This is a genomic window from Acinetobacter sp. YH12200 (assembly GCF_013418175.1).
Classification (GTDB): domain Bacteria; phylum Pseudomonadota; class Gammaproteobacteria; order Pseudomonadales; family Moraxellaceae; genus Acinetobacter; species Acinetobacter pseudolwoffii.
In genome coordinates, this window is the sequence record NZ_VPCO01000006.1 from 33,171 (window position 1) to 51,688 (window position 18,518).

Here is an 18,518-nt window from a genome sequence, read left to right on the forward strand (position 1 = left end):
TGAAATATGATAAGGATAATAAGTATGGCGAGCAGTTTATTATTATTATTAGATGATATTGCGACGGTCTTGGATGATGTGGCTGTGATGAGTAAAATGGCAGCCAAAAAAACAGCAGGCGTCCTCGGTGATGATCTGGCTTTAAATGCACAGCAAGTGTCAGGCGTACGGGCAGATCGTGAATTACCGGTAGTCTGGAAAGTGGCCAAAGGTTCTTTTGTCAATAAGCTGATTTTAGTGCCGCTGGCCTTGTTAATCAGCTTTATTGCCGGCTGGCTGATTAACCCCTTATTGGTGCTGGGTGGTTTGTTTCTGTGTTATGAAGGCGTGGAAAAAATCGTACACACCTTGCATACACCGAAGGCCAAGGATGCTGAACAGGCCCGTGAGCAACTGATCCAGACTGAAACAGATTTGCACCAGTTTGAAAATGAAAAAGTCAAAGGCGCGATTCGCACCGACTTTATCCTTTCGGCTGAAATTATCGTGATTACCTTGGGGACGGTAGCAGCAGCCTCTATGCTGACCAAAGTTACCGTTTTAAGCCTGATCGCGATCGTGATGACCATCGGGGTCTATGGTTTTGTTGCCCTGATTGTCAAACTGGATGATATCGGTCTGCATCTGACCGAGCAGCAGTCCGATTTTAAGCAACAAATAGGACGCGGCTTGTTGGCATTTGCCCCGATTCTGATGAAAATTTTATCAGTTGTTGGAACTGCAGCGATGTTCCTGGTCGGTGGGGGAATTATTAATCATGCTATTCCTGTTATTCACCACTTTACTGAAGATAGTGTTAGCTATGTACAGGATATTCCCAGTATCGGAAATATTGTAGGTGCTGTAACACCGACCTTGATTAATTTCGCCGTGGGAATTTTAGCGGGTCTGCTGGTGATGCTGGTCATCAGCCTGATTAAAAAAATCTGGCCCAAATCATCAAAAGCTTAAGATGCAAAAATATCTGCAAATTGAGCAGATGAAGAAAAGGAAAAAAACTATGCGTTGGAAAGGTCGTCGTGTCAGTAGTAATGTAGAAGACCGTCGCGGTGGTGGTGCCAAAGCTGGTGGTATCAGTATTGTCGGGTTGATTGTGGCTTTTGTGGCCTGGAAATTCTTCGGCGTCGATCCACAGCAAGCTTATCAAACCACCAAACAGGTCACCCAAGGCGTATCGGGTGCGGCGGAAACACGGGGTCTGGAAAATCCTACGCCGGAACAGCAGGAGTCGATTGATTTTGTCGGCACCGTACTAGCAGATACTGAAGATACCTGGACTCAGGTGTTTCAGCAGCAGTTAAATCAGCAGTATGTTCCCCCAAAACTGGTTTTGTTCAATGGCATTGTGAATTCGGGTTGTGGTACGGCTCAGGCGGCGATGGGGCCTTTCTACTGTCCGGCAGACCAGAAAGTTTATATCGATACCGCATTCTTTAAAGATATGCGTACTCAGATGGGGATTGGTGGAGAACAGAATGCCACCGAACTCTCCCGTAATGATCAGGCCGGAGATTTTGCGCAGGCTTATGTGGTGGCCCATGAAGTAGGTCATCATATCCAGACGATTTTGGGGATTTCCTCTCAAGTACAGCAGGCACGTCAGCAGGCAAGCGAGGTACAGAGTAACCAGCTTTCAGTGCGCCAAGAATTGCAGGCAGACTGTCTGGCTGGAGTCTGGGCCTACCATAATCATCAGCGCACCCAGTTTCTGGAACAGGGAGATGTGCAGGAAGCTATGGATGCCGCACATAAAATTGGTGATGACTATTTACAGAAACGTGCTCGCGGGCAGGTGGTACCGGACAGCTTTACCCATGGCAGCAGTGCGCAGCGCGTACAGTGGTTTAATACCGGCTTGAAATCGGGTCAGGTTTCGAATTGCGATACCTTTAACCAAAATATTTAGCTTGTTTCCAGATAAAAAAGGAGCAGGTGCCACTGCTTCTCATCATTTTAACTTTGGTTATAGTTTGAATCTATGACGTCATGAAATCCTGCTTTTGACAGGTCAAAAGCAGGCAAAAGTCTTTTGTTCGCCATACACAACATGCTTGTCGTGATGGCTAAGGTGTGACCTCCTTGTCACACTCGCATCTCCAAAATCTACTTAATTCAATTGTGGGGCAGCTGTGGAGCAGGCAATCCTTTTTTATTTATGCAGAAAACGCCGGAAATTTCTTAATATCTTGATACTGACAAATAAGGCGGCCAAAGCAAACAAGGCAATGGCAAAGACCGTATATTTGAGATTGTTGATGTCATTTTGATAGAACTGCTGCATATCATGGTTGGTATATTCGAGAGCCGTGACTTTGCCAGTCCGGCTATCTCTAAATTGAATTTTTTCAATATAAAACAGATTTCCCGCTTTAATTAGGTGGACGCTCTGGATTTGACGGGTATGTGATTGATTGTCCTCATCACTACATAAAGCACTGTAATGCTCACAATTGATTTTGGCCACATAACCATTTCCTGCAATCAGAATAAAAATGGCATTGTCCGGTCGCTGGTTATTAGATACCAAAACATACTGTTCGCCAGTTGTACTTTTCAAGGGAATACGGGTTGCCTGCTGATAATGCTGTTCTGCCTGCAGAATCTCCTGAATTTTAGCGAAGCAGGTAAAACATAAGGATAAGGTGATCAGAAAAATCACGCTCGCAAAACAAAGACGAAAAATGGTTTTGACAGTTTGGTGCATGGGAGAAAAATTCAAAATAGAAAGATGGGAAAGCAAAAGCCGAGTGCTGATCTGTATGTTAAATCATCATTCGGAAATACTGAAAAGAAACTTAACTCAATTCGATAAAAAGAGGATTAAACTTGTTTTGCTAGAATGCCTTTTTACTAATGCTCTGCTATTCAAATCTCTATTTTGACCATGCCGCTCGGCGCATATTGCTCCATCTCGCCCGACTTTAGGAAACCGAATGGGAAATTTCTTTTTTCTTCAGCTACTCACGGTGGTCTTTGCACTTTCCATTGCCACCACTATGTTTAATAAGCGTGTTTTAGGTTTTCCGCAAGCGATCGGTGTTCCGATTGTTTCGGCCATCTTTGTTTTTATTTTGCAATGGGGCGCCAGTTTATTACAAGGTAATCCATTCTTTAGTATTAATATTGACAATATCGAGCAGGCTGTTCGTAACATCGATTTTTATGATTTTCTGATCAATGGGGTGATCTGCTTTATTCTGACCTCATCTGCACTGAAGTTTAAGGTTTCAGATTTACGTAATCATTGGCGACCGATTGGTATTTTGGCAAGTTTAGCGCTGGTCTTTTGTGCGGTGTTCTTTGGTGCAGTTTTATATGGCTATCAGTTCCTGATTGGTAATCATGTGGATTTACTGGTGTTGTTATTACTTGGTGCGGCTTTGGGGGCGACTGATCCGATCGGCATTAAAGGCGTATTGAGTTCAGTTCGCGCACCGCATCATCTGATTGTCAAGCTGGAAGGCGAATCGTTATTTAATGATGCCATGTGTATCGCCTTATTTATGACCCTGCTCAATGTTCTGCAAGGCGAAAACTTTACGGTGCTGGCTGTCATGCAAACTTTATTGTATGAGATTGTGGTGGCCGTACTGATTGGTCTGGGATTTGGCTTTGCAATATTAAGAATCTTGCGTGGCAAGCATGAAATGGAGTCACTGATTCTGACCACTGCTTTATTGGCATGTGGCTCTTATCTTATTGCTTTATTGGCCCATGCTTCAGCACCGATTGCCTGTGTCATTGGTGGCTTAATCGTCGGTAATAAATGGAAAGAAATTCTGGCCGATGCCGATATTGGTGACGTGAACCATTTCTGGCATACGGTTGAAGGGATTATTAACTCCTTCCTGTTTACTCTGATTGGCTTGGAGTTGTTTATTCTTGACCTGAGTACCAGTCTGGTCTTGGGCGGGATTGTGGCATTTATTATTTTACATCTAGCGCGCTTTGCTGCCAATCACTTGGCATTTGCCATGTTCCCCAAAATACGCCGAAAAAGCTATAACGGCAGTTTAACGATTTTGTCCTGGGGCGGTGTGCGTGGCGGGATTTCCCTGGCGCTTATTCTGGCGGTGGCCAATATTCCTCAGCTAGAGGCTTATAGCAGTATTTTGGTGGGCTATACCTTTATTGTGGTGCTCTTGTCGGGTCTGGTGTGTGGTCTGGGCTTACCTGCGGTGATGAATGCTTTTTACTATAATCCCGAGGAAGACACACAGGGCTTTAAAGGCTGGTACCAGCGTATGTGCCACAAGCTGAACCGTAAGGGTTTTCAATATATTGTTGGAGAAGATGTCAAAGGAAATGAAACCATCACTATTTTTCAGCCAGAGATTCTGATTGATCAGAAAGATATCGATGGTGTTGCTACTGTACATCATCCAGACAAAGTTCAAGAGGTAAAACGGCTGGAAAATCCAGATAATTTCTAAAGATAAAATCCAGAAGATAAAGCGCTACTGGATTATGTTTAATAGTGAAATGAGATCGCTTGACTCAGCATTTAATCAGGCGTGATTATTTTCCTATAGCTGTTAATAGGGGGATCAGGGCGTGATCTTTTATTTAAAGGTACTATTGAACAGATGAAATGCAGCAAGACAAGTTCAGCCAGTCAGGAAATGGCAGAGATGATTTTGACTGTGGTCAGTCAGATCCCTTATGCAAAAGTTGCAACCTATGGGCAGATTGCCAGACTGGCCGGTTTACCTCAACATGCACGTTTAGTGGGTCGGGTTTTAAGTCATCTGGAAGAAAATACCGACATTCCCTGGTATCGGGTGATCAATGCACAAGCTAAAATCAGTCTGAACAAGCTTGATTCATCTGGCCAGAATATTCAGCAACAAAAGCTGATACAGGAAGGGATTGTACTTGACGGTGATCGTGTGGATTTAAAACGCTATCAGTGGGATGGTTGGGTCTAGATATAAAAAATCCCCGCTTTTAGAAAGTGGGGATTTTAAGTTTGATGCACGGATTACTTGCGAATAACCATCACTGGAATATCGGCCTGACCTAGAATGCTTTGAGCTACGCTGCCCAGGAACAGTTTCTTGAAGCCAGTACGGCCATGTGAACCAATTATGATCAGGTCAGAATTTAAATCTTTCGCTGCTTTGACAATCTCGCTATAAATCACCTGGCCTTCAAGTAGCTGGGTATCTACTTCAACACCTGCACCAGAGAATTTTGCTTTAGCTTCATCCAGAGTTTTTAAGATCGAGGTGCGGGCACGTTCAATCAGGTCGTTGGTTTGCGCTGCAGAGATATATTCCGCAGCAATATAAGGGTCGAGTGTCAGTACCTGTACCACTGTCACTTTACTGTTAAATGCTTTGGCAACTTCGACTGCTTTATCAACGGCAGCATAAGATGTTTCCGAACCATCAATAGGAACTAAAATATGTTCAAAAGGCATTAGAATTCTCCTGTTGGGAATTAAGTGTTATAAAAATGATGACGCGTTAAACCGAGTACGAATAGTTGTTTATACTTTGATCATAGCCTGTATTGTATAAAAATAAAACCAAGTAAATACATAGGTATAATGTCTAATAGATTAAACAGTTAAACGCAGGTTTCTGAGTTTTAAGTTTCATGGTTTATTGATTTTAAATAATTGAATTATATGGATTTATAGAAATATTCAAGCTGATTGTCAATCACATTGAATGGATGCCGGGTCCAATTTGATTTGTGGTGCCAGTTGTTCATATTGATTTAAAATCGCCTGCGTCTCAGGTGCGAAAATTTGTTGTTGCAGTTGCTGGATTTTATGTTCGTTCACATGCAAACGTGCACAATAGAATGCAATCTGATTTTCTTTGGCAATGGCCAGTCGTTGAGTCTGATCATATTCTGGATAACGCTTGATTTGCTGTTGAGCCCGACTTAATTGCGCCAAGGTGCGTTTCTGTTGCATGCTCATGAATTGTTGATGATTAATCCACTGTGCCACATCGCGACGTACTCCATTGTAGTTGACAAAAATAGGAGAAATCACTTGGCAGGCGGTGATTGCTAAAGTGCTGAGCAAAAGAATCAGTATGTTAATTTTGTACATCGGTGAAAGCTCCAAGCATTAAAGTTCTTCATAAGAATATGTGAAATACCAAATAAAAAATCTAATATTGTTTAAAGTTTAAGAGTTTATTCTTCATTTGCATAAAGACTGAACATTTGTGTTTTAAAATGCTTGACGATAGCACCTGAAATTACGATAATGCGCACACAGTTTACGGCTATGTAGCTCAGTTGGTTAGAGCACCGCACTCATAATGCGGGGGTCACAAGTTCAAGTCTCGTCATAGCCACCATTTTAAAAGACCAAGCTCTCAGCTTGGTCTCTTTTTTTGTCTTTTAAAAAGTATGGCGCATGATAAAAATTATTTGAAGCATCCAGTAAATTTTCAGATATTTCCAAAATTATTTTTCTGTGATTGTTGATTAATTTTCTACTTTTAGCGTCGATATAAAAAAATCGCCCCAGTATTCACTCAGGCGATTCGATTTAAATAACTAAGAAAAGGGCTTAGTTACCTGCTTTCCAGCCATTGACGATTGGATAACGACGTTCGCGGCCATAAGAACGTGAACTGATTCGTGGTCCAATTGCACCTTGGCGGCGCTTGTATTCATTCATGTCGACCAGACGGATGACTTTTTTCACCACCTCAGCATCAAAACCTTTCTCAATAATATCGTCTTGACTCATGTCTTCTTCGATGTATGAATACAGGATGGCATCCAGAATGTCATACGAAGGTAAAGAGTCTTGATCGACCTGATCTGGACGCAATTCTGCTGATGGTGGACGAGTAATGACACGTTCTGGAATCACGGGTGTTTCTGAAATACTGTTACGATATTTCGCCAGTTCAAACACAATGGTTTTGTACACATCTTTCAAGACGGCATAGCCACCGACCATGTCACCATACAGTGTGCAATAACCCACAGCCAGTTCAGATTTATTTCCGGTCGCAAGCACCAGATTGCCGAACTTGTTGGAAAGCGCCATTAATAAAGTGCCACGCGAACGTGCTTGCAGGTTTTCCTCAGTCGCATCTGCCGGGGCGCTTCCAAAGAACGGGAAGAGTACCTGCATAAAGCCGTTTACTATCGGATTGATTTCGGCAATACCAAAGGTTACCCCCATATTTTTTGCTTGTTCAGCCGCATCTTCTACGCTGATTTGCGCGGTATAGGTATAAGGCATCATGACCGCCTGAACTTTGTCTGCACCAATGGCATCTGCAGCAATCGCAAGGGTCAGGGCAGAATCGATCCCACCCGATAGGCCCAGAATCACGCCGGGGAAGCCAGAACGCTGTACATAATCACGGGTTGCCATCACCAGGCTCTGATAGATCTCAGCCATGGTGTCCAGCGCAGGTGTAATTGTACCTTTGCTAAATTGAAGCTGTTCAGCATCATATTCTGCGATAGAAAGGCTTTCCTGGAAACTTGGGGCCTGTAGCGCGACTTCGCCAGATTTATTTAACACAAAGCTGGTACCGTCAAAGATCAGATCATCCTGACCACCGACCTGGTTACAATAGACCAGATTGATATTCAATTGTTTTACCAGAGCTGCCATGGTCTCAATACGGTGTTGTGGTTTACCCACTTCATATGGAGAGGCATTCAGTACCAGAGCAGTTTCGATATTGAGTTTTGCCAGCTGCTGTACAGTAGCTAAAGACCATGCGTCTTCACAAATCAGCACACCAAATTTGTGTCCGAGATATTCAAATACCAGATGTTGATGACCTTCACCGAAATAACGCTTTTCATCAAATACGCCATAGTTTGGCAACACCTGTTTGTTATAAATACCCAGCACCTCACCATCTTTCATGACGGCTGCTGAGTTATAACGCTGGCCATCTTCAGTTTGATTTACAAAACCGAAGACCATCACAATATCTTTGACTTCAGTCAGTTTTTCAAAAGCAGCTTTGGTGCGTTTGGCCAGACTTGGACGAATTAATAGATCTTCTGCAGGGTAGCCCAAGATTGCAAGCTCAGGGAAGATAATCAGATCAGCCTTATCTTTTTTAGCCTGATTGGCCTGATCAATCATTTTTTGAGTATTTGCATCCAAATTGCCCACATGTGGAGAGAGCTGAGCAATCGCAATTTTAAAACTTTTCATTCCAATTAAATCCTATTCCTATAGGTTAATACACTAAATCACTGATTTTTATAATTCTAATTATCCAGCTGAGTGCATTTTGATACTTAAAAAAATGCCAAATGGCAAAAGAAAAAACGTCTTTATCACATGATCGTTAAATCTTGATCTGCGAGCTAAAATATCATACTTGGGTTATTTTATCGAAATTTAATCCAGAAGCTAGAGCTGTTTTGCGAGAATGAATGTTGAAATGAAAAGTTATTATCCAAAAATAAAGAATATGTAGGTTTTCTGCACATGAATAAATCTCAGGATTTAAATCATTTATTCATGGCCTTAATTTTAAAAATGCCAAATCAAGATGATATTTTGAATAAAAATGATTATATATCAAACAATTGTTTGGCTATCTAAAATAATATTGGGTATTTTTTTAAGAAAAATATCTCGGGCAATATCACCTTGTTGTTCAATATTATACTGTGAAAATGATTTGTTGGGATTAAATTGATATTTGTAAGGATTATATTTCCCTAAGCTTAAAAAATAAGCACTTTGTAGAAATGCGCCTTTTAAAACCACATTAATCTGCTGTTGGTATTGATAAATATGGGTCATCTCATGAATAAACAGTGCTTGATAGGCCAAGCTTTCACATGAATAGTCTTCCCGATAATTTAAATTTCGTGCATGGATATAACCACTGGGCGCCATAATCACATGGCTGGATTGCCAGGGTAAATAAGGGTGATTCATGATTCTGACTGCCGAATAGTCAATCAGATTGCCAAATACCTGCTGACAGATTCTGATTTCACCGGCCGTTAAGTTACGGCACTTAAACTGTTCAAAACGGATGAATCTTAAAATAAACGGTAGGGCATACAACAACATCAAGCACAGATCCTGTTCAAGTTTTCAATCTATGAATATGGTCGAGGTTCATGCATTTTAAAATGGATTAAAGAGGCTATATGTAGGATTTTGTCAGCACTAAAAAAACCACCCCAAAGGGTGGTTTTTCTGTCTTGCAACGCCGTTCGAATTAACGAGCGATATCGCGTTGAACTTCACCAGTATAAAGCTGACGAGGACGACCGATCTTGTAAGGACCGCTGTGCATTTCTAACCAGTGGCTGATCCAGCCAACAGTACGTGCAAGCGCGAAGATCACAGTAAACATTTCTGTCGGGATACCAATCGCTTTAAGGATGATACCTGAGTAGAAGTCTACGTTCGGGTATAGGTTACGTTTGATGAAGTATTCGTCAGAAAGCGCAATACGTTCAAGTTCCATAGCCAAAGCAAGTTGTGGATCGTTGATGCCAAGCGCACCAAGAACTTCGTCACAAGTTTCTTTCATGACTTTCGCGCGTGGATCGAAGTTTTTGTAAACTCGGTGACCGAAGCCCATCAGTTTAACTTCTTTAGTCTTCACTTTTTCCATGAAGCCAGCAACGTTTTCTACAGAGCCGATTTCATCAAGCATCTTAAGAACAGCTTCGTTCGCGCCGCCATGAGCAGGGCCCCAAAGTGCCGAGATACCAGCAGCAATACATGCATACGGGTTAGCACCAGTAGAACCAGCTAAACGTACTGTAGACGTAGAGGCATTTTGTTCATGGTCAGCATGAAGCGTGAAGATACGATCCATTGCTTTTGCAAGAATCGGATCAACTTTATAATCACGATCAGCAGGAGTCGCGAACATCATGTGAAGGAAGTTTTCAGCGTAGTTCAAGTCGTTACGTGGGTAAACAAACGGTTGACCGATTGTGTACTTGTAGCTCCAAGCCGCTAAAGTAGGGATCTTCGCAATTAAACGGATCGCTGTGATTTCACGGTGATCAACATTTTCGATGTCCAGATTGTTGTGGTAGAACGCAGATAACGCACCAACCACACCTACCATGATCGCCATAGGATGCGCATCACGACGGAAACCATTGTAGAAACGGCTAACTTGATCGTGAACCATTGTATGGTTACGTACTTTAGCGTCAAATTCTTCTTTTTGCTCAGCATTTGGAAGTTCGCCATTTAACAATAAATAGCAAGTTTCCAAGTAATCAGCTTTAGTCGCCAATTGATCGATTGGGTAGCCACGGTGTAAAAGTACACCTTTGTTACCATCGATGAACGTGATTTTAGACTCGCACGCAGCTGTCGCCATAAAACCAGGATCAAAAGTAAAGTGACCTGCAGCCAACACATCTTTAACGTCGATTACATCTGGGCCCAATGTGCCGCTGTAAATTGGTAGTTCAATTTCTTTGCCATCAAGCTGTAAAACGGCTTTCTTGCCAGTTGCTTCAGACATTCAATAGATCTCCTGTCCTGGTGAATGTATATCCGCTTTGTCTATCAATCTTTTAATGCACAAAACGGACGGATCAAAAATTTGCTATAAGATTAGTGAGTACTGAAATTTTGTCAATTATACTTATGGATGAAAAAATGGCAGCCGCACAGCGGTTTAGTCATATTCGCTCAGTATAAAAAGTTCAGTAAAATCACAGCATCAAACCTCTATAATAAGTCAAATTGATACAGAGGTGCAGAAAAAAATAGACTGCCTGGGGCATTTGTAAGCGTTTTTTCCTAGCAAGAAGTGCGGGATAAAATGGTGAGAGATTAAGGTGAACATGCTTAAAACTATATAAATCTCATAACTTACATTGTTTTTACCAAGCTTAATTTCACAGGTGGAATTATAAATAAAAGCAATTAATTGAATTTTGAATCCGGTTTAATTGATTAAAAAATAGCTTAATAAATGGCCAACTTTGCAGCAAAGCTAGTCAGTATAAAAATAAATGAATGATTTTTTGAATCTAAATGCTTCAAATCGATTGAAAAACCCATCGTCTGATGAATTAAGTCACTATTTAACATCAGGTTATCTGAATCACTGCGCTGCTGATGAATTGGGGCAATTGGTCTGTTAAATCTAGACACTTGATTTAAATCTGAATTAAAAAGAGATTTAAATAATATTTGTGATGGAACTGTGCATCTTTAGTCTAAAACTCAAACATGATCTTGTAGGCTGAAAACCGAGTAAATTAATCATCTTAATTATTTAAAAACAATCATATAGATAGGAATTGAAAGGGTGGAATAATATATAAAGTCTGACTTATTGTTGTTAATGATTCTTATTTAATGGTTTTTTATCCAAAAAGCCAAATTCAGCCGTTTGTATTTTAATAGTTCACGTTTTATAATTCAGTGTCGTTTTGATTTTAGGCATGTATTTGCCTGAGAATGCCAGCTTTCCTTCGAATTAATTCCAACAAACTCCGGATGGAGTTTTTACTTACAGGATGCCCGCTGTGAAAAGCAACAGACCTGTCAATTTGTCCATGGGTCAAGTTTTAGAAGTAAACTTAAAATCACCCGTGGCTATTGCATCAATTCTACACCGTCTTTCAGGTGTTATCGTATTCTTACTCGTACCGGTCCTTCTATGGATTTTAGACAAGTCATTGTCTTCGCCTGAAGGTTTTGCGCAAGTTCAAGAAATCTTTAACGGTTTCATTGTTCGCTTTATTGTATGGGTATTTGTCGCCGGCATGATTTTTCACTTTATTGCGGGTGTTAAGCATTTACTTGCTGACATTGGCGTTGCTGAAGAACTAGAAAGTGGCCGTGTTGCATCTACTATCGCATTAATCTTGTCTGCAATCGGTATTGTTGCAGCATTTGTATGGATCGTACTCTAATGAAAAGCGCTACTGGTTTAACAGGTTCAGGTTCTCGCGATTGGTTTCTCCAACGTGTCAGTGCTGTAGTTCTAGCTGTTTATACCGTTGTTGTACTGGGTTGGATTCTACTGAATGGTGGTTTCAACTTTGAACAGTGGTACGGCTTTATGATGACAGTTCCAATGAAGATCATGTCTTTGTTGGCGGTCTTATCTCTTGTTGCACACGCATGGATCGGCATGTGGCAGGTATTCACGGATTATGTGACTACTCGTCAAATGGGTCCTTCAGCTTCAGGTTTACGCCTTGTACTGACTTCAGCAGTAATCATTGCTGTACTTGCATATGCAATCTGGGCGATCCAGATTTTTTGGGCGAATTGATAGGAAACAATCATGGGCGCTATAAACCCTAAAGAAGATTACACAAATATTCCGCACGAAACTTTCGATGCTGTCATCGTTGGTGGTGGTGGTTCAGGTATGCGTGCGTCTTACCAACTTGCTCAAGCTGGTTTGAAAGTTGCGGTTCTGACTAAAGTATTCCCAACTCGTTCGCACACTGTTGCAGCGCAGGGTGGTATTGGTGCATCTCTTGGTAACATGCAAGAAGATAACTGGCACTACCACTTCTACGACACAGTTAAAGGTTCGGACTGGTTAGGTGACCAAGACGCAATCGAGTTCATGACTCGTGAAGCGCCTCAAGTGGTTTATGAACTTGAACACTTGGGTATGCCATTTGACCGTAATGCTGACGGTACAATTTACCAACGTCCATTCGGTGGTCACTCAGCAAACTACGGTGAAAAAGCGGTTCCTCGTGCGTGTGCTGCTGCCGACCGTACTGGTCACGCACTTCTTCACACGCTTTATCAAAGCAACGTGAAAATGGGCACTCAGTTCTTCGTTGAATGGATTGCGCTTGACCTGATCCGTAACGAAAAAGGCGACGTTTTAGGTGTTACAGCAATTGATCAGGAAACTGGTAAAATTGCGGTATTCCAAGGTAAAGCCACATTGTTTGCTACCGGTGGTGCGGGTCGTGTTTACCGTGCATCTACCAATGCCTATATCAATACTGGTGACGGTCTTGGCATGGCGGCGCGTGCAGGTATTCCATTGCAAGATATGGAATTCTGGCAGTTCCACCCTACGGGTGTTGCGGGTGCAGGTGTATTGTTGACTGAAGGCTGTCGTGGTGAAGGTGCAATCCTTCGTAACAAAGATGGCGAACCGTTCATGGAGCGTTATGCTCCAACTTTGAAAGACTTGGCGCCACGTGACTTCGTATCACGTTCTATGGACCAAGAAATCAAAGAAGGTCGTGGTTGTGGTCCTAAAGGTGACTATATCCTGCTTGATATGACGCATTTAGGTGCGGATACGATCATGAAGCGTCTGCCATCGGTATTCGAAATTGGCAAGAAATTCGCGAACGTGGATATCACCAAAGAACCAATTCCAGTAGTACCAACAATCCATTACCAAATGGGTGGTATTCCAACCAATATTCATGGTCAGGTTGTTGTGCCTGAGTCACGCGAAACTGAAGCGCTGGCGGCACATTACAACAAGGATACCGATGTTTATTCGACCAATGCAGCCGAACGTGATTTCACTAAGCCAGTGAAAGGTTTCTATGCAATTGGTGAATGTTCATGTGTATCTGTACATGGTGCAAACCGTTTAGGTACCAACTCACTGCTTGATTTGGTAGTATTTGGTAAGGCTGCGGGTAAACACATCATCGATTATGTGACTAAACATCACGGTGATGAGTACGAGCCACTACCAACAACTGTACTTGAGCAAACGGTTGCGCGTATTCGTAAACTTGACGAATCCACAACAGGTGAGAATGCTCAGGAAGTTGCAGATGCGATTCGTGACATCGTTCAAGATCATGCAGGTGTATTCCGTACATCGGCACTACTTGAGGAAGGTGTAAAGCAGATTCTTGCAATTGAGCCACGTGTTCGTAATATTCATTTGAAAGACAAATCTAAAGTATTTAACACTGCACGTGTTGAAGCATTAGAAGTTGAAAACTTGTATGAAGTTGCAAAAGCGACCTTAATTTCAGCTGCTGCGCGTAAAGAATGTCGTGGTGCGCATACTGTGGTAGATTTCGAATTGTCACCGGATCATGCGGATTATCCATATGGTCGTCGTGATGATGAGTGGATGAAGCACACATTATGGTTCTCTGTGGACAACCGTCTTGAGTACAAGCCAGTTCGTTACCGTCCATTGTCGGTTGACGCGATTCCACCTAAACCACGTACATTCTAATCAGGAGAATTCAGATGAGTAGAGGTACTCGTACATTTCATATCTACCGCTATGATCCTGACAAGGATAAAGCACCGTACATGCAGACTTTTAAACTGGAATTGACTGACAAGCACCGTATGTTGCTTGATGCACTTCTAGCATTAAAAGTACAAGACGAATCTTTAACGTTCCGTCGTTCATGTCGTGAAGGTATTTGTGGTTCTGATGGTGTAAACATCAATGGTAAAAATGGTTTGGCGTGTCTTTGGAACCTGAACGATTTACCAAATGAAATTACTGTTCGTCCATTGCCTGGTCTTCCTGTAGTGAAAGATCTGGTGGTTGACATGAACCAGTTCTACGATCAGTACAACAAGATCCATCCATTCTTGATCAACAACCAGCCTGCGCCTCCAAAGGAACGTTTACAGTCTCCTGAAGAGCGTGAGCATCTTGATGGTCTGTATGAATGTATTCTATGTGCATGTTGTTCAACCTCATGCCCGTCATTCTGGTGGAATCCGGACAAGTTCCTGGGTCCTTCAGCATTGTTGAACGCTTACCGCTTCATCATTGACTCGCGTGATACTGGAACACAAGAGCGTTTGGCTCGTCTTGACGATCCATTCTCATTGTTCCGTTGTAAAGGCATCATGAACTGTGTATCTGTGTGTCCTAAAGGTTTGAACCCAACTAAAGCAATCGGTCACATCCGTAATATGCTTTTAGATATGGCAGGTTAATAGGCTGCTGATAGCAGTTTGGAAAAAAGCACACCACAAGGTGTGCTTTTTTTTGTGCAAACCATTGAAGCAAAATAAAAAATCATCAGATAAAAATAAAGATACTATACTTAAAATGTATAAAGTTGAGTCAGGTAGTCAGGAAATGACGGGTGATGTTAAGTGCCATAGAAGAAGAACATGTAATTATTTGGGGTATTTATGATTTTTAGCTGTAAAACTGACCTGAAAAATAACAAGAACGATGTTATTATATAACGGAAATTTAAGGAGGGAGTGGATTGAAAGGTTTGCTCTCTTTTTATTTATCGGAAATGCTTAGGACTTAAGTCTACATTGAATCTATTTTTGAGATAAAGCACCATAGGTTAGAGTAAAATATCTGAACTGTATTTAGCCAATTTATGAAAGGTATGTGTCAAAAAAATCAATTGAAAACTTGAGAACATGTTAGCATTTAGCCTATGACTATCTTTAGAAAATGCCATTTCAGGTACATTTTTTAAACATTGCATAACCAGGGACTGGTATATAAAGGTAGGCTTGAGTCGCTTTAGAAAAAATCTTTGTTCCTACTTGTTTTTTTCTAAGTCGATTTGCAAAAAATTGCCCGGTTTCGATCGGGTATTCAATGAGTAATGATACCGCTGAGGGGTGTTATTGTTCATTAAACATATCAAGATTTTCTTGGTGTGGTGATAACGCCTCATGGCTTATGCCTTATGGGGGACTAGTGTCATATTACCAATCTGACGCTAATAATCCTGGGTTTTGCTTAAAAAGCATCCTGAAAATGTTTTTGCAATAGGAAATGGGTCCACAAATGCAAGAAGTTGCTGACGCTCTGCGTCTTGACACTGAACTTAGCGCTGATAGTGCAGCGTATATTGAAGAACTTTATGAGCAGTATTTGACGGCTCCGGATTCAGTAGGTGCTGACTGGCAAGAATACTTCGGTAAATTCCCAAAAGGTGATCAACCACACAGTAATGTACGTGAGCAATTCCTACTTTTAGGTCGTAATTCAAGCCGTATTCAGCCTGTTGTTCAATCAACTGTCAGCTCAGAGCATGAACGTCGCCAAATTGGCGTGTTACAGCTGATTGCTGCATACCGTAATCGTGGTCACCAGAAAGCAAAACTGGATCCATTAGGTTTGGCGAAACGTGAAGTTGTGCCTGATCTAGATCTTGCTGCGCATGGTTTAACTCAGTCGGACCTAGATACGGTATTCAATACTGGCAACCTGGCGATCGGTAAAGAAGAAGCGACTTTGGCTGAGATGGTTCAGGCAATGGAAGCCACTTACTGTGGTTCAATCGGTGCTGAATACATGCACATCGTGGACACCAAAGAGAAACGTTGGATTCAACAACGTCTGGAAAGTGCACGCGGTCAATATGGTTTTAATGCTGAACAAAAGAAACATGTCCTTGAACGTTTAACCGCAGCTGAAGGCCTGGAAAAATATCTAGGTAATAAGTTTGTTGGTGCAAAACGTTTTGGCGTTGAAGGGGGTGAATCATTCATCCCGATGGTTAACGAAATTATTCAGCGTGCAGGTTCTGTTGGCTGTAAAGAAGTTGTAATCGGTATGCCTCACCGTGGCCGTTTAAACCTTCTGGTTAACATCATGGGTAAAAACCCGGCTGACCTGTTTGGTGAGTTTGAAGGTAAATCGATTCACAAGAAAGGTTCTGGTGACGTTAAGTACCATCAAGGCTTCTCTTCAAACGTGATGACCCAAGGTGGTGAAGTTCACTTGGCATTGGCGTTTAACCCGTCACATTTGGAAATCGTTGGCCCTGTAGTTGAAGGTTCGGTACGTGCACGTCAAGTACGTCGTAAAGACATTGGCGGCGATGACGTATTGCCATTAATCGTACATGGTGATGCTGCATTTGCAGGTCAGGGCGTCAACCAGGAAACTTTCCAGATGTCACAAACTCGCGGTTATACCGTGGGTGGTACAGTGCACATTGTGATTAATAACCAGGTGGGTTTCACCACTTCTGATCCACGTGATGCGCGTTCTACAGAATACTGTACTGATATCGCGAAAATGATCCAGGCACCGATCTTCCATGTCAATGGTGATGATCCTGAGGCTGTGGTATTCATTTCACAATTGGCTCATGACTTCCGTCATACTTTCCGTAAAGACGTTGTGATTGACATGTTCTGCTACCGTCGTCGTGGTCATAACGAAGCGGATGAGCCGGCTGCAACTCAACCAATGATGTATCAAGTGATTAGCAAGAAAGCGACCACGCGTACGCTTTATGCGGATCAACTGGTACAACAGGGTGTTCTTGATCGTGCAAATGCAGATCAAATGGTTGAAAATTACCGTGCAGATCTGGAAGCGGGTAATCACGTTGCCAATGCGCTGGTACTTGAACCGAACAAGAAAATGTTTGTGGACTGGACGCCTTACTTGGGTCATGACTACACAGACGAATGGGATACGACTTTCCCGATCGAGCGTCTAAAAGAACTTGGCGCGAAAATGCGCGAACTTCCTGAAGGCTTCGTGATGCAGCGTCAGGTTGCGAAAGTGATCGATGACCGTCTGAAAATGCAAACGGGTGAAATGCCACTGAACTGGGGTGCTGCTGAAACTCTGGCGTATGCAACTGTACTAGATGATGGTTACTTGCTTCGTTTAACCGGTGAAGACGTAGGTCGTGGTACCTTCTCGCACCGTCATGCAAAACTGCATAACCAGGTCGATGGTTCAACTTATCTTCCGCTGTGTAACCTGAAAAAAAACCAGCCGCGTACTGCAATCTATGACTCATTGTTGTCAGAAATGGCGGTATTGGCATTTGAATATGGTTATGCGACGACTCTTCCTAAGAGCTTGATCATTTGGGAAGCGCAATTCGGTGACTTCGCGAACTGTGCACAGGTTGTGATTGACCAGTTCATCTCGTCTGGTGAAACCAAATGGGAACGTGTCTGTGGTTTGACCATGCTTCTTCCACACGGTTTTGAAGGTCAGGGTCCGGAACATTCATCTGCACGTTTAGAGCGTTTCTTACAGCTATGTGCTGAAGACAACATGCAAGTGATCACACCGACCACACCTGCACAGATTTATCATGCTTTACGTCGTCAAGCGATTCGTCCAATCCGTAAGCCATTGATCGTGACTTCACCGAAGTCTCTTCTTCGTCACAAACTTGCAACGTCTACGCTAGAAGAACTTGCAAACGGTAGCTTCCAGACCGTGATTGATGAAGTGGACAACATCAACAAGTCAGATGTAACCCGTCTGGTTCTGTGTGGTGGTAAGGTGTATTACGACCTGATTGAAAAACGTCGTGAAAAAGAATTGAACAATACTGCGATTGTGCGTATTGAACAATTATATCCATACCCAGAAAAACGCCTGACAGAAGTCCTTGCACAATATCCAAATGTGAAAGAACTGGTTTGGGCACAAGAAGAGCCTAAAAACCAAGGTGCTTGGTTGTTCATCGCTCCGCGTCTATATGACGATGTGATGAAAGCGGGTAAACAAGTCCGTATTAGCTACGCTGGCCGTGAAGCATCTGCTGCACCGGCTTGTGGTTCACCATATTTGCATGCAAAACAACAAGCTCAGCTCATCAACGACGCGCTTGCGATCGACGCTGAATAATCC

Annotated in this window: 15 protein-coding genes and 1 tRNA gene; 10 read left to right on the top strand and 6 right to left on the bottom strand. The window is 42.4% G+C overall.

Annotated features, from left to right (window positions below; translation table 11 throughout):
- The first annotated feature begins 24 nt into the window (after positions 1 to 24).
- On the top strand, positions 25 to 951 hold the full coding sequence (locus FTU90_RS05490) for a DUF808 domain-containing protein (protein ID WP_074383090.1): 927 nt from the start codon (positions 25 to 27) through the stop codon (positions 949 to 951).
- Positions 952 to 1,000: 49 nt separating this feature from the next.
- Positions 1,001 to 1,906: a neutral zinc metallopeptidase gene (locus FTU90_RS05495; RefSeq protein ID WP_100328816.1), complete on the top strand. Its 906-nt coding sequence runs from the start codon at positions 1,001 to 1,003 to the stop codon at positions 1,904 to 1,906.
- A gap of 243 nt (positions 1,907 to 2,149) precedes the next feature.
- On the opposite strand, the gene FTU90_RS05500 is transcribed toward FTU90_RS05495, so the two are convergent.
- The gene (locus tag FTU90_RS05500) at positions 2,150 to 2,704 is read right to left on the bottom strand and encodes a hypothetical protein (RefSeq protein WP_005171992.1); all 555 of its coding nucleotides are present in this window, start codon (positions 2,702 to 2,704) and stop codon (positions 2,150 to 2,152) included.
- Positions 2,705 to 2,933: 229 nt separating this feature from the next.
- Here FTU90_RS05500 and FTU90_RS05505 point away from each other — a divergent pair, with 229 nt between their 5' ends.
- Together FTU90_RS05505 and FTU90_RS05510 are read left to right on the top strand one after the other, a co-directional pair.
- The gene (locus FTU90_RS05505) at positions 2,934 to 4,433 is read left to right on the top strand and encodes a sodium:proton antiporter (protein ID WP_005171990.1); all 1,500 of its coding nucleotides are present in this window, start codon (positions 2,934 to 2,936) and stop codon (positions 4,431 to 4,433) included.
- 198 nt (positions 4,434 to 4,631) lie between these two features.
- Entirely contained in the window at positions 4,632 to 4,928 is a 297-nt protein-coding gene (locus FTU90_RS05510; RefSeq protein WP_005096272.1) for an MGMT family protein, read from the top strand.
- Between the two features lie 53 nt (positions 4,929 to 4,981).
- Here the strand turns inward: FTU90_RS05510 and FTU90_RS05515 are convergent, their stop codons facing one another.
- Together FTU90_RS05515 and FTU90_RS05520 are read right to left on the bottom strand one after the other, a co-directional pair.
- Positions 4,982 to 5,422, bottom strand: coding sequence for a universal stress protein (locus tag FTU90_RS05515; RefSeq protein ID WP_005096273.1), 441 nt, complete (start codon positions 5,420 to 5,422; stop codon positions 4,982 to 4,984).
- A 240-nt stretch (positions 5,423 to 5,662) separates the two neighbouring features.
- The gene (locus tag FTU90_RS05520) at positions 5,663 to 6,067 is read right to left on the bottom strand and encodes a hypothetical protein (RefSeq protein WP_005171986.1); all 405 of its coding nucleotides are present in this window, start codon (positions 6,065 to 6,067) and stop codon (positions 5,663 to 5,665) included.
- 176 nt (positions 6,068 to 6,243) lie between these two features.
- On the opposite strand from FTU90_RS05520, the gene FTU90_RS05525 reads away from it, so the two are divergent.
- Positions 6,244 to 6,320 (top strand) — tRNA-Met (locus FTU90_RS05525).
- Between the two features lie 215 nt (positions 6,321 to 6,535).
- Here FTU90_RS05525 and FTU90_RS05530 read toward each other — a convergent pair.
- The 3 genes from FTU90_RS05530 to gltA all read right to left on the bottom strand — a co-directional run bounded on the left by FTU90_RS05530 (position 6,536) and on the right by gltA (position 10,463).
- Positions 6,536 to 8,161, bottom strand: a complete 1,626-nt coding sequence (locus tag FTU90_RS05530; RefSeq protein WP_180072017.1) for an NAD+ synthase — start codon at positions 8,159 to 8,161, stop codon at positions 6,536 to 6,538.
- A gap of 372 nt (positions 8,162 to 8,533) precedes the next feature.
- The gene (locus FTU90_RS05535) at positions 8,534 to 9,037 is read right to left on the bottom strand and encodes a hypothetical protein (protein WP_074383086.1); all 504 of its coding nucleotides are present in this window, start codon (positions 9,035 to 9,037) and stop codon (positions 8,534 to 8,536) included.
- 151 nt (positions 9,038 to 9,188) lie between these two features.
- Entirely contained in the window at positions 9,189 to 10,463 is a 1,275-nt protein-coding gene (gltA, locus tag FTU90_RS05540; RefSeq protein WP_180072018.1) for a citrate synthase, read from the bottom strand.
- 1,006 nt (positions 10,464 to 11,469) lie between these two features.
- Here gltA and sdhC point away from each other — a divergent pair.
- From sdhC to FTU90_RS05565, 5 genes are all read left to right on the top strand, one after another.
- Positions 11,470 to 11,868 (top strand): succinate dehydrogenase, cytochrome b556 subunit, encoded by a 399-nt coding sequence (gene sdhC, locus FTU90_RS05545; protein ID WP_004279430.1) that lies wholly within the window; start codon positions 11,470 to 11,472, stop codon positions 11,866 to 11,868.
- Positions 11,868 to 12,233, top strand: a complete 366-nt coding sequence (gene sdhD / locus FTU90_RS05550; protein WP_004279431.1) for a succinate dehydrogenase, hydrophobic membrane anchor protein — start codon at positions 11,868 to 11,870, stop codon at positions 12,231 to 12,233. The genes sdhC and sdhD overlap by 1 nt, the downstream gene beginning before the upstream one ends.
- Before the next feature lie 12 nt (positions 12,234 to 12,245).
- A complete protein-coding gene (gene sdhA, locus FTU90_RS05555) occupies positions 12,246 to 14,144 on the top strand; it encodes a succinate dehydrogenase flavoprotein subunit (protein ID WP_180072019.1) in 1,899 nt (632 codons plus the stop codon).
- Positions 14,145 to 14,158: 14 nt separating this feature from the next.
- Positions 14,159 to 14,869, top strand: a complete 711-nt coding sequence (locus tag FTU90_RS05560) for a succinate dehydrogenase iron-sulfur subunit (RefSeq protein ID WP_005171970.1) — start codon at positions 14,159 to 14,161, stop codon at positions 14,867 to 14,869.
- An 823-nt stretch (positions 14,870 to 15,692) separates the two neighbouring features.
- Positions 15,693 to 18,515, top strand: coding sequence for a 2-oxoglutarate dehydrogenase E1 component (locus tag FTU90_RS05565; RefSeq protein WP_180072020.1), 2,823 nt, complete (start codon positions 15,693 to 15,695; stop codon positions 18,513 to 18,515).
- Positions 18,516 to 18,518 lie beyond the last annotated feature (3 nt).